This window comes from Marinobacter sp. BSs20148, assembly GCF_000283275.1.
In the GTDB taxonomy this organism is placed as follows: Bacteria; Pseudomonadota; Gammaproteobacteria; order Pseudomonadales; family Oleiphilaceae; genus Marinobacter; species Marinobacter psychrophilus.
The window spans coordinates 1748915-1762377 of the sequence record NC_018268.1 but is presented as its reverse complement, the minus strand read 5'-3'; the positions used below and the strand labels follow the sequence as shown (position 1 = coordinate 1762377).

Genomic DNA, 13463 nt, shown 5'->3' with positions numbered 1-13463 from the left:
GCCGCTTTCCCGCCCGCCGGCGTGTTGTTTCAAGTTTTGATACCCGTGCTATTAAAGGTTCTGCAATAGCCGTGCCGCTGCTTCAGAATTTTCCTTCGCGGTGCTCATTACTTTCACCTGCATTTCGTATTGCCGCGAAAGCTGCAGATTGGAAATCATTTCGGCCACCGCGTTTACGTTAGAGCTTTCCAGAAAGCCACCGGAAACCCGAGCGTTGGCATCAGCCGGTTCACTGCCACCAAGCGCCTGATCGGCCTTGCGACGTATGAAGCCATCGGGGCCTTTTTCCAGTGCCTGTGTCGGCGGTGTTACCAGCTTAAGCCGATCCACCTCCACCAACTGATCGGGAGGCCCGCCCACCGGAACAATAGACACCGTGCCATCGGCACCAATCTCAACGTTATCAAAAGGCGGCAAAGCCACCGGACCACCATTGCCCAGCACCATTTCACCGTTAGCCAATCGCAGCAGGCCATTTACATCTATCTGCAAAGACCCACTGCGAGTGAACACTTCTTCACCCAGGTTGTTTTGCACCGCCAGCCAGCTGTCGCCTTCAATCGCCACATCCAGTTTTCGCCCGGTTTCCATCAGTGCGCCCGAAGACAAATCGGTACCCGGGCGCTCAGTCATGGCGTAGGCGCGTGTAGGGAAATGCCCGCCATACACCGGCATGCTGCGGGCCTGGGCGAAGTCTTTTTTGAAACCGGTGGTGGTCACGTTAGCCAAGTTGTTAGCGTGGGCGCGCTGGGCCAGCATGTTCTGCTTGGCACCGGACATTCCGATATAAAGGGCTTTGTCCATGGGGAAGGCTCCTGCCGGATATTTGACTGTTACCATTATTTAAGCAGAAGTCGTGCCAGTTTGAGTGGCAACGAAATAAGAAAATTTCAGGATTAAGCAAAACCGGGCCTTATCTGGCCCGGTTTTGCTAAAAGCACCCTGGCGGGCGCTTGATTGCTTACCTCAGATTGATGATGGTCTGGGTGACCGCATCCGAGGTTTCAATGGTTTTGGCATTTGCCTGATAATTACGCTGGGCAATAATCAGGTTCACCAGTTCCGCAGACAGGTCTACGTTGGACTCTTCAACTGAGCTAGACTGAATCGCCCCCAACGTGCCGCTGTCGGGCCTGCCAATAACCGCCTGGCCAGATTCGAAGGTTTCCACCCAGCTGGTATCACCGGAAGGTGATAGGCCGTTGGCATTCGAAAAGCTGGCCAACGCTACCTGCCCCAGGGATTTCGACTGGCCATTGGTGTAACGGGCAAAAATGACGCCTTGCTGCGAAACGTCCAGCCCCGACAGCCGGCCAGTGGTATAGCCATCTTGGCGTTGATCATTGACACCGAAGTTGTTGCCATATTGAGTGGCGCTACCCAAATTCAGGTCAAACGTGGCGCCGACCCCAGATGCCGCTCCATTCGCGTTTAAATCCCTATCTTTCGGCACCCAGTTATCGATTGAAATTACGCCATTTGCATTGCTATTAGCAGTGGCCAGATTTCCATTTTGGTCAAACACCAATTCATACGGCACGTAGTTAGGCGGTGTCGTTGTAGACCCAGCTGCACCACCCACTGCTTCGCCATCTATCTGCAGGTGTAACAACCAATTGCTCTGCGAACCCCCTGCTGAAGCTTGTTTAGTATAAAACTGCGTGACCTCGTGGGGATTTCCCAAGCTGTCGAAGATGTTGGTTGCTGTAACGTGATTGTAAGTCGTCGGATCTAACGGGTCGAAAGGATTAGGCGGCGTTGCCGTGAGCACTTGCTCCCGCGCATCCAGATTGAGGTCGGTACGCAGGTTGGTGGTGCGCTGCGGCGCCAGGTTACCGCTCGCTATTTGCAAATCGTCACGAATGCCCGATAAGTTACCGGCGGCGTCTGCAACAAAGCCTTGCACCCGCATATTCTGATTGTTCACCACAAAACCGTCTTTGTCGGTACCGAACTGGCCAGCGCGGGAATATCGCAACTCGCCGCCATTGTTCAATACAAAAAAGCCGTCGCCGTCGATAGCAAGGTCTAGTCCGCTATCCGTAAAGCTGATGTTACCCTGGCCAAACGACTGTTTAACGCTTTGCACACTAACCCCGTCGCCAACCGGAGCGCTGCCAGAGCTTAGAAAGCCGTTGGCGTATAAGTCTCCAAACTGCACGCGGCTGCCTTTGAAGCCCACTGTACTGGCGTTTGCAATGTTATTGCCGGTTACGTCCAAGTCTACCGCCGCCGCCCTGAGGCCGCTTAATCCTGTGTTAAATGCCATGATTCACCCCTGCTGACGCCGGTATTAATTAATTTGTTGAACTTGCGACAGGTCAATCGAACCCATGCCCGCAAGATTCAGAGAAATAGAGCCGCCTTTACCCAAAGACACGCTGTCGACGTTTGCGCTCATCATGGTACCCAGCTGCTGCGAACCACCGGGATAGGACCCGGAAGCCACTGTATAATAAGATCCTTGCGGCACAGCACTGCCGTTGCCGTCTTTACCGTCCCACGTGAACTTGGCAGAACCTGCGGGCTTGCCGCCCAATTCCATCTGCCGCACCAACTCACCCGAACCGTTCAATATCGACACCTGTACGCCACCGGTTGAGGCAGGCACATCGACGGTTCCGTTAACCTCGCCGCTGGCACCAAGCATCGCCAAATCCGACGCCACCAACACGGTTTTACCAACCATGGCGGAGGCCTGCAGGGCCTGGGTAGAGCGGAATTCACCGACCACGCTGTCCACGTTGCCAGACAACTTCTGCATTTCTTCCAGCGAACTGAATTGCGCCAACTGGGAAATAAATTCGCCGTTATCTTGCGGATCCAGCGGGTTCTGATTCTTCAACTGGGCCAGCATCAGCTCCATGAATTCATTTTTTCCCAGCTCGCCTTTGCCGCTTGCCGACTGCTGTTTCAGCTGGTATTGGCTTAGGACATCTGTTGCCTGGCTTGCGTTTACTGCACTCATGATTGATTACCGCCTGTTAGTTCTGGCCCAGGGTTAAAATGCGCTGCATCATCGACTTGGCAGTGTTCATGATGTCTACATTCATCTGGAAGCTGCGCGAAGAGGACATCATATCGGCCATTTCTTCTGCCACATTCACATTGGGGTAGTACACATAGCCGTCTTCACTAGCAGCAGGGTGGTTGGGCTCATAGCGCATCTGCAGTTCGGCATCGCTTTCGACTATGCCTTCCACCCGAACTCCGGCACCACCTTCTGCCCCGGAGCCGAACGCCGGCTGGTTGCCGTTTAACAGCGACTGCTGGACCGCCGCAAACACTGGCTTACGGGCGCGGTAGGTTTCACCGGTGCTGGAACTGGCGGTTTCGGCGTTGGCAATGTTAGACGCTGTGGTGTTTAGTCGCAGCGATTGCGCAGTCATACCGGAACCGGCGATGTCGAAAATGTTACCCAATGACATAAAAATCTCCTGTGTTCACTGTATTGCCTGCGGCTTACTGGCCTGTCAGCGCTTTGCTAATCCCGCTGAATTTGCTGCTAAGAAACTGGAAGCTGGCCTGGTAGTCCATGGCGTTGCGCATAAAGCGGCTCTGTTCTTGCTGAGCGTCTACCGTATTGCCGTCTACCGAAGGCTGATGCGGTGTGCGATACAACAAATCATTGTCGCTTGCAGAGCCGGGCGCACCGCCACCTTCGTTCATATGGCCACTGTTGGTGGTGTTCATGTCGAAGCCGCTGGCGCTGCTCTGCGCTCGCTTCATGATCGCCTGGAAGTCGATATCACGGGCCTTGAAGCCCGGGGTGTCGGCGTTGGCGAGATTATTGGCCAGAATTTCTGCGCGCTGAACGCGTGCCTGAAGGGCGTATTGGTGAATACCCAGTGCACTGTCAAAATTGATTGCCATACTGCCTCCGTAATTCTGTGCCGGCGGTTAACGAAAGATTGCCGGTTTCAGGTGTATGAAGAGTTAAAAGCAAGTGCAATGCCAGAATGGTGAAAACTGTGTAAATTTTTGCCTTAACAGGATTGCAGCGTTGTTTTCAGGCTTTAAAAGGCTAAAAACCTCTCAATAATGTCGGTATTGAGCCGCTCGAACAATGCCACACCCAAGCCACTGCAAAAAAACGGCAAGCAACTGCCCTCAAGGCACTCGCCACTCACAACGTTTTTGCCGCCCGGATGTGAGCAGTTAGCGCAACGGCAGCGTAAAGTGTGTAGACGCCACTTTCGTCGACCACTTTTAGCTGACCATTTTCCGCCAACCATCTTGGAGCAAACCCGTGGCCAAAATCTGCATCTTCCCTATTCCCGGGTGCGTCACCTTCCCCGGCACTGTGTTCCCGCTGCACGTGTTTGAGCCGCGCTACCGCGCGATGATTCAACACTGCCTGGAAACCGAAACCCTACTGGCAATCTGTCACACCGAAAAACAGTTGAGCCCGGGCAAGCAAGCAGAGTCTCTGGAGCAGGCGCTAAGCTCTAATCAGGCCACGTATCGGCCCTACGACGTATTTAGCGCAGGCCGCTGCGAGCTTCTGGAAACCATGGAAGACGGTCGCCTGCTGCTGAACGTGCACATACTGCAGCGCTACCGGCTCGACAAGCAGCTCCAGCAGTTGCCCTACCAGATCTATGAATGCACGGAGCTTAGCGACCAACCGCTAAGCGACACTGAAACCCACGATTGCGCCGAATTGCGGGATAAAATTCTGCACCGACTGGTCGCTCTGGGCCACGGCGACCCGACGATTCGGAAATCGGTAAAACAACTGGCGGAATCAGAAGAATGGCAGAAAAAAACCGACGGTCAGTTCAGCCTGGCGCTGTTTGGCGTAGTGCACTTTGAGCCTGAGCTCATGCAGAAAATTTTGGAAATGGAGTCAGCGCCCCAGCGTCTGGCCTACACGCTGGAGCTACTGAACGACCTCTGAAGGGTACGTTGACGAGTGCGCTAAGAAGTAGTTCTAAAGAATACCCTAAAGAGCACATAAGCGCTGGCTACTGCGGCCAGCGCGACACAAACACCGTCGGTTCAAGACGCGGCACCGCAGGCTTGGCAGAAACAACGCTGCCGGTGTAAATAAAGCCAATCACCGATTCCTGCTCGCTCAAACCCAACGCCTCTGTGACCGCCGGATTATAAGCCGGAGACCCGGTTCGCCACATAACACCAAAGCCCGCATCCTGAAGCGCCAACTCAAGCAAGGTGGTGCTCGCGGCAGCGGACAAAACTTGCTCGCGGGCCGGAATTTTCGGGTGTTCAACCGGTGACGCAATCGCAATAATCACCATGGGTGCCCGAAGCGGCGCTTTGCGAAGCTTTGACAGGATTTTTTCATCGGCTTCCGGACCGTAGGTGTCTGCAAACAAATCGCCCAAACGCTCAAGGCCTTCTCCTTCCACCACCAAGTAACGCCAGGGCCGTAAAAGACCATGATCTGGCGCTCGCGCCGCGCAAGCAAAAGCCCGCGCCAGAACGCCCGGCCCCGGTGCCGGTGCTTGCAGGCGCGGCTCGGAACTTCGGGCAAGAATAAAATCGCTGATAGCGGTCATAAAGTCCTGTCAAGTGTTAGAGTAAAGCCTTGTTATAGCACTCAATGGTAACAATCAAACATGACTGTCAGGCTGAGTGCCCTCATGTAAAACCAACAATTAAAAGCGACATGGAGGCTACTGTGAGCACACCAAAAATCTTTCATAGCTTTGCTGAATTCTATCCCTTTTACTTAAATGAGCACCGTAACCGAACCTGTAGGCGATTGCACTTTATTGGCAGCTCACTGGTGCTTGCCGTCATAGTCTGGGTGGCTGTGTCTGGCAACCTGCTTTGGCTGCTGGCGCTTCCAGTGATTGGATATGGCTTCGCCTGGGTAGGCCATTTTGGCTATGAGAAAAATCGCCCTGCTACATTCCGCCACCCCCTATACAGCTTGATGGGCGACTGGGTTATGTTCAAAGACATGCTGACAGGAAGGATTCGATTCTGAAATGATCAAATCATCTGCCAACATTCGCGATACCGGAACAATTCCCGCTAACGCCATTGACTCTGCTGAAGGAACACCGTCAACGACCGTGCCTATCATGCCAGACTATCTTGGCCGTACGCTGGGTTACGCCGCCATGGCCGTCATTATGGTCGCCGGTATTGCCGAAGGGGTCCACTCAGTGTGGCTCTTTGGTATGGCGGGATTTGCAATGGTATGGCCCCATCTGGCCCAACTGTTTTCACTGGATGCGCGCAGACGCAACTCATCCTCCATTCGACAGCAATTGTTGCTAATAGATTCTGCCATTTCCGGGGCGTTTATCGGAAGCCTGGGGCTGATCAGCATTTCCGCCGCGACCATTGCCTTAATGGTGATGGTCACCTGCTTTGTGGTAGGTGGTTTAAAACAGTGGGCCTGGGGCAGTCTGATACTTTCTGCGTCGGCGCTGGTCGTGTTCTTTCTATTCAACCCTGGCTATGCCATCACCCTGCCTGCCCTTACAGATTTGCTGGCGGTGATCGTAGCCGGTGTCTACATTTGCGCAACCGCTCTGTTTTCCCACCAGCAAGCCAAAGCCCTACGCCACGCAACCTTATTGATTCAAGCCCAGCGCGAGCAGTCCATCGCACTGTCGCAAAAATTGTCGAAGTACATGTCACCGCAAGTATGGAAAACCATTTTTACCGGCCAGCGGGATGCACGCTTGGAAACCCAGCGCAAAAAGCTGGCGGTTTTTTTCTCAGATATTCAGGGCTTTACCGACCTATCGGAAGAAATGGAACCGGAAGCCTTGACCGATGTGTTGAACCACTACCTCAATGAAATGTCGCAAATTGCCCTCAACCACGGCGGCACCATCGACAAGTTTGTGGGCGACTCCATCATGATCTTTTTCGGCGACCCCACCAGCCGTGGTCAACGAGAAGATACGCTGGCCTGCGTGTCTATGGCCATCGACATGCGCAAACACATGAAAATACTGCGCCAGAAATGGCGCAGCCAAGGTATCAAGACACCGCTACAGATTCGTATGGGCATCAGCACTGGCTATACCACCGTTGGCAACTTTGGCGCCGAAAATCGCATGGATTACACCATCATTGGCAAGGAAGTGAACCTCGCCAGCCGGATGGAGCATCTGGCACAGCCCGGTGAAATTCTGGTCACCCATGAAGCCTTTTCGCTGATTAAAGACAGCATTATGTGCCGCGATAAGGGCGAGGTAACGGTTAAGGGCTTCAGCAGGCCTATTGCGGTGTATCAGGTAATCGATTACCGCTGCGACCTGGGCCGCAACCGCAGCTTTCTGGAACACGAACACAGCGGCTTTACACTGTATTTGGATTCGAAAAAAGTGAACGAAAACGACCGGGTTGCCATACTGCAGGCGCTAGACGAAGCCTCTAGCCGTTTGCGCCATCAGCGGGACTAACCAGCGCAAACGCGACTCATAAAAAACTACTGCCGTATCAGGCGGGGGCCGGAATTGGCATCAGCACGAGTGCTGCGCCACGGATTAATATCCAGGCCGCCGCGGCGGGTATAGCGGGCGGTTACCGTCAACGCTTGCGGCTTACAATGGCGCATCAGATCCGTGAATAGAGTCTCTACACAGTGCTCGTGAAAATCCTGCTTCTGGCGAAAGCTTACGATATAACGCAACAGGCCAACCCGGTCCAGTTTCGGGCCGGTATAGTCAATTAATACCGAACCCCAATCTGGCTGCCCGGTTACCGGGCAATTGCTCTTCAACAGGTGTGAACACAGCTTTTCGCTAACGATCTTTGTACCGGTTATCAGGGACTCCGGCGCATAGCTGTAAACCACATCCGTCAAAGGTTCGTTATCAATCAGCTGATATTCATGTGGCCGTCCCTGGGCCAGAGCGCCTTCATCAACGCTGTGCAGGGTCACCCGAACCGCGGCGCCAGAGGCTGACGACAAATCTGCAACGATCACCTCGCAAACCCGCTCAGCACTGGCGTATACGGTCTGGTTCAGTGAATTCAGATACAGCTTCAGCGATTTAGACTCAACCAGCTGCGGCGATTCTGCAGCAAACTCGATTTCCGCCCAGGCCACCACCGGCACTCCGCCAGAGCGCAGCCAAGACACCTCCCAAGCCTGCCATAAGTCCCCGCCAAACCAGGGCCAGCGACCGTCTTCCAGGCCGATACGCTGGCGGTTGTGCAGCCGCGGAATCGGAAACAGTTGGCCGGGATCGTAGGTGTCCGGGTATTCGCTGATTTTACCCAGCGGCGCATTATCAAGTGCCATAAATTTTCCAGAATCAGTTACGAATGCCTTTGCCACGGCGCAACAAGTTCAATGCAACCGCCGCCAACACCACAATAAACAGCAGAATCATACCCAGAGACACAAACGGATTCACGTCGGACACACCCAGAATGCCATAGCGAAAGCCATTCACCATGTACAAAATCGGGTTGGCCATAGACACCATGCGCCAAATGTCCGGCAGCAGATTAATGCTATAAAAAACGCCGCCCAGGTAGGTCAGCGGTGTCAGAATGAAGGTGGGCACAATGGAGATATCATCGAATTTTGTCGCCAGCATGGCGTTGATGAAACCGCCCAGGGAAAACAGCGCCGAGGTCAGAATCACCGTAACCACAACCATCAGCAAGTTGTGAATTTGCAAGTGGGTGAACGCCAACGATACAAACGTCACAATCACTCCAATGCCCAGACCGCGAGCCATACCGCCACACACGTAGCCGGCCAGAATGACCCAGTTTGGCACCGGCGCTACCAGCAGCTCTTCAATACTGTGCTGAAACTTCATCGAGAAGAACGACGACACCACGTTGCCGTATGAACTGGTAATAACCGCCAGCATAATCAGGCCCGGCACAATGAACTGCATGTAGTCGAAGCCGTCCATTTTACCGATGCGAGAACCAATCAGATTGCCAAAAATAATAAAATACAGGGTCATGGTGACCGCCGGTGGCAACAGGGTTTGTGGCCAGATGCGGGTGAAGCGGCGAATTTCACGACTCAGAATTGTATAAAATGCAGTCCACAGAGCGTGCGATGTCATAACTGCGCCTTTGGATCGTTGTCACTATTGTCGGCATTGGCTTCAACCATACGTACAAAAAGCTCTTCCAGGCGGTTCGCTTTGGTGCGCATGCTCTCTACCTCGATGCCCTGTTGTTGCAGCTGCACAAAAACCTGATTCAACCCGGTGCCTTTTTGCACATCCACTTCCAACGCACCGTCTTTATCAAAGCGGTGAACATAGCCCTCAAGCTCGGGTAAATGTTGGTAGCCGCCGGCAAGATCCAGGACAAACGTTTCCACGCTCAGTTGCTGCAGTAACTCGCGCTTGCTGGTGTTTCGCAGGATCTGGCCGTGATCAATAATGGCGATGTTACGGCACAGGGCTTCGGCTTCTTCCAGGTAGTGGGTTGTCAGAATAATGGTGGTGCCATTACGGTTCATTTCTTGCAGAAACGTCCACATAGAACGGCGCAGTTCAATATCCACGCCCGCGGTGGGTTCGTCCAGAATCAACAGCCGCGGTTCGTGCACCAGCGCACGGGCAATCATCAGGCGCCGCTTCATGCCGCCAGACAGCGTGCGCGCCGAAGCCTTCCGCTTGTCCCATAGCCCAAGCTGTTTCAGGTATTTCTCGGCAGAGATCAAAGCCTGCTTCAGCGGAATACCGTAATAGCCAGCCTGAGTGGTCACAATATCCAGCACTTTTTCAAACTGGTTAAAATTGAACTCCTGGGGCACCACGCCCAGGTTAAGCTTGGCCGCCGACAGTTCGGTATCCAAATCATGGCCAAACACTCGCACCTGCCCGGCAGATTTATTCACCAGCGACGACACCACCCCCAGGGTGGTAGATTTGCCAGCACCGTTGGGGCCCAACAACGCAAAAAAGTCGCCTTCGGCCACTTTGAGGTCAATACTTTTAAGAGCCTGAAAACCATTGCCATAGGTTTTGGTCAGGCCCTGAATTTCCAGAGCGTAAGCCATAGACATTCCTGACAGAAAAACATGAGACTGAATGCGGGAACTGCGTGACTGGATACTGCGTCACTTTTTATAGACTGCATGCCGCAGCGCTTGTTAAAGCGCACGACAGGCTTAATCGGGCGGGAATATTAACCGTTATGGGTTGCTTTCGGCAAACTGTAAACCGTAACCCTCAGGGGTTTTACGCCGCACCATCATGTACAAAATCGGAGCCTCTATCGGCAAGCCCTGCACTTGAACGGTCACTTTGTCCCCAAGTTGAGGTGCAAATTGTTGGTCTTCAATCGCAATAAACACGCCGCCGTCAGATATGTCGCGGGTTCCAAACACAAAGTTGCCCAGGGTTTCGTGCTCAACTTTCACAGTCGCACTCATGGATGTACGCAAGTGTTCGCGGCGGTCATCTGGGGTCATAAAATTTGCACCAAGTCTGAGGAATATTGTTTCTTTGAAGAATACCACCAAATTTCTCAAAGTATAGACAGGCCGTATTGACTATCAGGGTAATACAAATGATAATGGTTTGCGTTGTTAACATTGATTCGGTAAACCTGACCAAACCACACTCCCCCAACCGAGATTGCCATTATGCGATTGAAACTTGCTGCCACAGCTGCCATTGCCCTGACCGCCATGCCCATGGCCGCGTTTGCTGACGGCGAAGTGAACATCTACTCTTACCGCCAGGCTTACCTGCTGGAACCTCTGCTGAACGCGTTTGAAAAAGAGACCGGAATTGAATCCAACGTGGTATTCGCCAAGCAAGGCCTGGCCGAGCGCCTGGACCGCGAAGGTCGTAATAGTCCCGCCGACGTGGTGATGACGGTCGACATTTCCCGCATCGACGAACTGGTAGAACGTAATCTGCTGCAAGGCATCACAGACAACGAGATTCTGAACAAGAACATCCCGGAAAACCTGCGCCACCCAGATGGCCAGTGGTTCGCACTGACAACCCGTGGCCGTTTGATCTACACCTCCAAAGACCGCGTTGAAGAAGGCGCCATCACCACCTACGAAGACCTGGCAGACAGCAAGTGGGACAATCGAATTTGTACCCGCAGCGGCAAACACCCTTACAACATCGCACTGATCTCATCGATGATTGCTCACCACGGTGAAGCAGACACCGAAAAGTGGCTGGCAGGCGTAAAAGACAATCTGGCACGCAAACCCCAAGGCGGTGATCGCGATCAGATTAAGGCCATTGCAGCCGGCGTGTGTGACGTTGCCATTGGTAACAGCTACTACTACGGCAACATGCTGCAAGATGAAAACGAACGCGAAGCCGCCGAAACTGTGCGCCTGGTATTCCCCAACGCCGACGGCCGCGGCACCCATATCAATATCAGCAGCATTGCACTGACCAAAAGCGCACCGAACAAAGACAACGCCATTAAATTAATGGAGTTCCTGTCTTCTGCAGAAGCCCAGCGCATCTACGCCGAAGCGAACGCAGAGTACCCGGCTAACCCGAACGTTAAGCCTGTGGGTATGGTTGCCGAGTGGGGCGAAATCAATCCAGACTCCATTTCATTGCAGGAAATTGCTGACAATCGCAACGCCGCTGTAAAACTGGTCGACCGTGTAGATTTTGACGGCGAATAAGTCCGTTTAATCGAAAAACAGCCGGCGGCAGCCACTTCCTGCCGCCGGCTTGCTTGCAGGCCAGCCCCCAGCTGTCTAAAATCGGAATCCTTTTCATCATCATTTTGAACCAGTCTTCATCAATGGTTCATTGCCTTTCAGCCTCTGTGTCGGGCTGAATCAGAAGGATTCACATGTCTGAAGCTACCACCGGCGCCAACATTGCGCCGGCCCAACCGCTGCACATCAAGCGCACATCTAAACGCTGGTTGATTGCCGCAGCACTGATTACCGCCATTGTTGCTCTACCTGTGCTTGCCGTTATCTACCTGGCATTTTTTCCAGACGAGAACATCTGGCCGCACCTGATGAGCACCACCCTGCCGCGCTACCTGCTAACGACCCTTAAACTGATGCTGGGCGTAGGCATACTTGCTTTGGGCATTGGCCTGTCCAGCGCCTGGGCCGTCACCATGTGCGAGTTTCCCGGCCGCAAGTACTTTGAGTGGGCCATGCTGCTGCCCTTCGCGGTGCCGGCTTACGTTATTGCGTATGTGTACACCAGCCTGTTGGACTATGCCGGGCCGGTGCAAAGCGCCCTGCGCGCTGTGTTTGGCTGGACCAGTGCAGCGGATTACTGGTTTCCCGAAATCCGCAGCCTGGAAGGCGCCACCCTGATGATCGGTTTGGTGCTCTACCCTTATGTGTACCTGCTGGCCCGCGCGGCGTTTTTGGAGCAGTCACCCTCGCTGTTCGAGGTTAGCCGCAGCCTCGGCCACTCCGCAATCAGTACGTTTTTTCGTATCGTGCTGCCCATAGCTCGCCCGGCGATTGCCGTTGGCTTGTCACTGGTGATGATGGAAACCCTCAACGATTTCGGCACCGTCGACTTCTTCGCTGTGCAAACCCTCACGGCCGGCCTGTTTGATACCTGGATGAACCTGGGCAACCTTGGCGGCGCCGCCCAGATTGCCAGCGTGATGTTGGTGTTTGTGCTGGTACTGGTCACCCTGGAACGTTATTCACGCCGCCGCCAGCAGCAGTTTGCCGCCCGAGACAACCGCGAGCCCATCCGCCGCTTTACCATGTCCTTTCCACGCCAGATGGTCTGTGTGGCAGTGTGTGGCATTCCGGTTTTGTTGGGCTTTGCCATTCCAGGCGCCACTCTGGCCACCTACGCCATCGAGTATTTCAGCGAAAGCTGGAACCCGGATTTTATTCAAAACACCCTGAACAGCCTTTTCCTGTCTAGCGCTGCAGCGCTCACCACGCTGGCTATTGGCGTAACTCTGGCCTACAGCCGCCGGCTGCATAACACCCGTGGCATGCAGGTGCTTATGCGGCTTTCAAGCTTGGGCTACGCCATGCCCGGCGCAGTGCTAGCGGTGGGGGTGATTGTGCCATTGGCAGGATTTGATAATTGGCTAGACAGTCTGATGCGCGATTACTTTGGTTTCAGCAGCGGGCTGCTGCTCAGCGGGTCAGCGTTTGCACTGATATTCGCCTACACCGTGCGCTTTTTGGCGGTGTCTGCCGGCAGCGTGGAAAGCGCCCTGCAGAAAATCACCCCAAGTATGGACATGGCTTCACGCTCTTTGGGGCATACACCGGGCAAAACTCTGGTGAAAGTTCACCTGCCCATGTTGCGGGGCACCCTGATAACCGCAGCGCTGGTGGTGTTTGTAGACTGTATGAAGGAGTTGCCGGCCACGCTGATACTGCGGCCGTTCAACTTTGAAACCTTGGCCACTTACGTGTACCAGTTTGCATCTGACGAAAAGCTGTTCCACAGCGCATTGCCGGCGCTGATTATCGTGGTGGCCGGCATTATCCCCATTATTCTGATGAGCCGCTCCATTTCCAACTCGCGAACCATGAACTGACGCCCTTTCGACGCTAAAAGGCT

Annotated in this window: 15 protein-coding genes; 5 read left to right on the top strand and 10 right to left on the bottom strand. The window is 53.9% G+C overall.

The features are described from left to right. Window positions 1-51 precede the first annotated feature (51 nt). The 5 genes from MRBBS_RS07980 to flgB form a co-directional block, all read right to left on the bottom strand. Window positions 52-804, bottom strand: a complete 753-nt coding sequence (locus MRBBS_RS07980) for a flagellar basal body rod protein FlgF (protein ID WP_014870951.1) — start codon at window positions 802-804, stop codon at window positions 52-54. A 157-nt stretch (window positions 805-961) separates the two neighbouring features. Continuing rightward, window positions 962-2269: a flagellar hook protein FlgE gene (gene flgE / locus MRBBS_RS07975; protein ID WP_014870950.1), complete on the bottom strand. Its 1308-nt coding sequence runs from the start codon at window positions 2267-2269 to the stop codon at window positions 962-964. Between the two features lie 24 nt (window positions 2270-2293). Then, entirely contained in the window at window positions 2294-2968 is a 675-nt protein-coding gene (locus MRBBS_RS07970) for a flagellar hook assembly protein FlgD (RefSeq protein ID WP_014870949.1), read from the bottom strand. A 16-nt stretch (window positions 2969-2984) separates the two neighbouring features. After that, a complete protein-coding gene (flgC, locus tag MRBBS_RS07965; protein ID WP_014870948.1) occupies window positions 2985-3428 on the bottom strand; it encodes a flagellar basal body rod protein FlgC in 444 nt (147 codons plus the stop codon). Between the two features lie 34 nt (window positions 3429-3462). Continuing rightward, complete coding sequence (gene flgB, locus MRBBS_RS07960) at window positions 3463-3873, bottom strand: flagellar basal body rod protein FlgB (RefSeq protein ID WP_014870947.1); 411 nt, start codon at window positions 3871-3873, stop codon at window positions 3463-3465. Between the two features lie 376 nt (window positions 3874-4249). Here flgB and MRBBS_RS07955 point away from each other — a divergent pair, with 376 nt between their 5' ends. Next, window positions 4250-4900, top strand: coding sequence for an LON peptidase substrate-binding domain-containing protein (locus MRBBS_RS07955; protein WP_014870945.1), 651 nt, complete (start codon window positions 4250-4252; stop codon window positions 4898-4900). Between the two features lie 67 nt (window positions 4901-4967). Here MRBBS_RS07955 and MRBBS_RS07950 read toward each other — a convergent pair whose 3' ends face one another. After that, window positions 4968-5522: a nitroreductase gene (locus tag MRBBS_RS07950; RefSeq protein WP_014870944.1), complete on the bottom strand. Its 555-nt coding sequence runs from the start codon at window positions 5520-5522 to the stop codon at window positions 4968-4970. A 110-nt stretch (window positions 5523-5632) separates the two neighbouring features. Between MRBBS_RS07950 and MRBBS_RS07945 the strand changes: the two genes are divergently transcribed. Together MRBBS_RS07945 and MRBBS_RS07940 are read left to right on the top strand one after the other, a co-directional pair. Further along, window positions 5633-5956: an Mpo1-like protein gene (locus tag MRBBS_RS07945; RefSeq protein ID WP_187290780.1), complete on the top strand. Its 324-nt coding sequence runs from the start codon at window positions 5633-5635 to the stop codon at window positions 5954-5956. Window position 5957: 1 nt separating this feature from the next. After that, on the top strand, window positions 5958-7391 hold the full coding sequence (locus MRBBS_RS07940) for an adenylate/guanylate cyclase domain-containing protein (RefSeq protein WP_014870942.1): 1434 nt from the start codon (window positions 5958-5960) through the stop codon (window positions 7389-7391). Between the two features lie 26 nt (window positions 7392-7417). Here MRBBS_RS07940 and queF read toward each other — a convergent pair whose 3' ends face one another. The 4 genes from queF to MRBBS_RS07920 all read right to left on the bottom strand — a co-directional run bounded on the left by queF (window position 7418) and on the right by MRBBS_RS07920 (window position 10384). After that, window positions 7418-8236, bottom strand: coding sequence for an NADPH-dependent 7-cyano-7-deazaguanine reductase QueF (gene queF / locus MRBBS_RS07935; protein WP_014870941.1), 819 nt, complete (start codon window positions 8234-8236; stop codon window positions 7418-7420). Between the two features lie 13 nt (window positions 8237-8249). Continuing rightward, entirely contained in the window at window positions 8250-9023 is a 774-nt protein-coding gene (locus MRBBS_RS07930; protein WP_014870940.1) for an ABC transporter permease, read from the bottom strand. Further along, window positions 9020-9970, bottom strand: coding sequence for an ABC transporter ATP-binding protein (locus tag MRBBS_RS07925; protein WP_014870939.1), 951 nt, complete (start codon window positions 9968-9970; stop codon window positions 9020-9022). The genes MRBBS_RS07930 and MRBBS_RS07925 overlap by 4 nt, the downstream gene beginning before the upstream one ends. Window positions 9971-10105: 135 nt before the next feature. Next, complete coding sequence (locus MRBBS_RS07920) at window positions 10106-10384, bottom strand: PilZ domain-containing protein (RefSeq protein WP_041635166.1); 279 nt, start codon at window positions 10382-10384, stop codon at window positions 10106-10108. Window positions 10385-10558: 174 nt separating this feature from the next. Between MRBBS_RS07920 and MRBBS_RS07915 the strand changes: the two genes are divergently transcribed. After that, window positions 10559-11578 (top strand): Fe(3+) ABC transporter substrate-binding protein, encoded by a 1020-nt coding sequence (locus MRBBS_RS07915; protein WP_014870937.1) that lies wholly within the window; start codon window positions 10559-10561, stop codon window positions 11576-11578. 173 nt (window positions 11579-11751) lie between these two features. Then, window positions 11752-13440 carry an ABC transporter permease gene (locus tag MRBBS_RS07910; protein WP_014870936.1) on the top strand — a complete coding sequence of 563 codons (1689 nt, stop codon included), beginning with the start codon at window positions 11752-11754 and terminating at the stop codon, window positions 13438-13440. Window positions 13441-13463: the final 23 nt, after the last annotated feature.

What these genes read in the sequence shown, in the direction of transcription:
- MRBBS_RS07925 (WP_014870939.1), bottom strand. Translation starts at nt 9,970, where the DNA reads ATGGCTTACGCTCTGGAAATTCAGGGCCTGACCAAAACCTATGGCAAT.
- queF (WP_014870941.1), bottom strand. Translation starts at nt 8,236, where the DNA reads ATGGCACTTGATAATGCGCCGCTGGGTAAAATCAGCGAATACCCGGAC.
- flgB (WP_014870947.1), bottom strand. Translation starts at nt 3,873, where the DNA reads ATGGCAATCAATTTTGACAGTGCACTGGGTATTCACCAATACGCCCTT.
- MRBBS_RS07980 (WP_014870951.1), bottom strand. Translation starts at nt 804, where the DNA reads ATGGACAAAGCCCTTTATATCGGAATGTCCGGTGCCAAGCAGAACATG.
- MRBBS_RS07930 (WP_014870940.1), bottom strand. Translation starts at nt 9,023, where the DNA reads ATGACATCGCACGCTCTGTGGACTGCATTTTATACAATTCTGAGTCGT.
- MRBBS_RS07970 (WP_014870949.1), bottom strand. Translation starts at nt 2,968, where the DNA reads ATGAGTGCAGTAAACGCAAGCCAGGCAACAGATGTCCTAAGCCAATAC.
- MRBBS_RS07950 (WP_014870944.1), bottom strand. Translation starts at nt 5,522, where the DNA reads ATGACCGCTATCAGCGATTTTATTCTTGCCCGAAGTTCCGAGCCGCGC.
- MRBBS_RS07915 (WP_014870937.1), top strand. Translation starts at nt 10,559, where the DNA reads ATGCGATTGAAACTTGCTGCCACAGCTGCCATTGCCCTGACCGCCATG.
- MRBBS_RS07945 (WP_187290780.1), top strand. Translation starts at nt 5,633, where the DNA reads ATGGAGGCTACTGTGAGCACACCAAAAATCTTTCATAGCTTTGCTGAA.
- MRBBS_RS07920 (WP_041635166.1), bottom strand. Translation starts at nt 10,384, where the DNA reads ATGACCCCAGATGACCGCCGCGAACACTTGCGTACATCCATGAGTGCG.
- MRBBS_RS07910 (WP_014870936.1), top strand. Translation starts at nt 11,752, where the DNA reads ATGTCTGAAGCTACCACCGGCGCCAACATTGCGCCGGCCCAACCGCTG.
- flgC (WP_014870948.1), bottom strand. Translation starts at nt 3,428, where the DNA reads ATGTCATTGGGTAACATTTTCGACATCGCCGGTTCCGGTATGACTGCG.
- flgE (WP_014870950.1), bottom strand. Translation starts at nt 2,269, where the DNA reads ATGGCATTTAACACAGGATTAAGCGGCCTCAGGGCGGCGGCGGTAGAC.
- MRBBS_RS07940 (WP_014870942.1), top strand. Translation starts at nt 5,958, where the DNA reads ATGATCAAATCATCTGCCAACATTCGCGATACCGGAACAATTCCCGCT.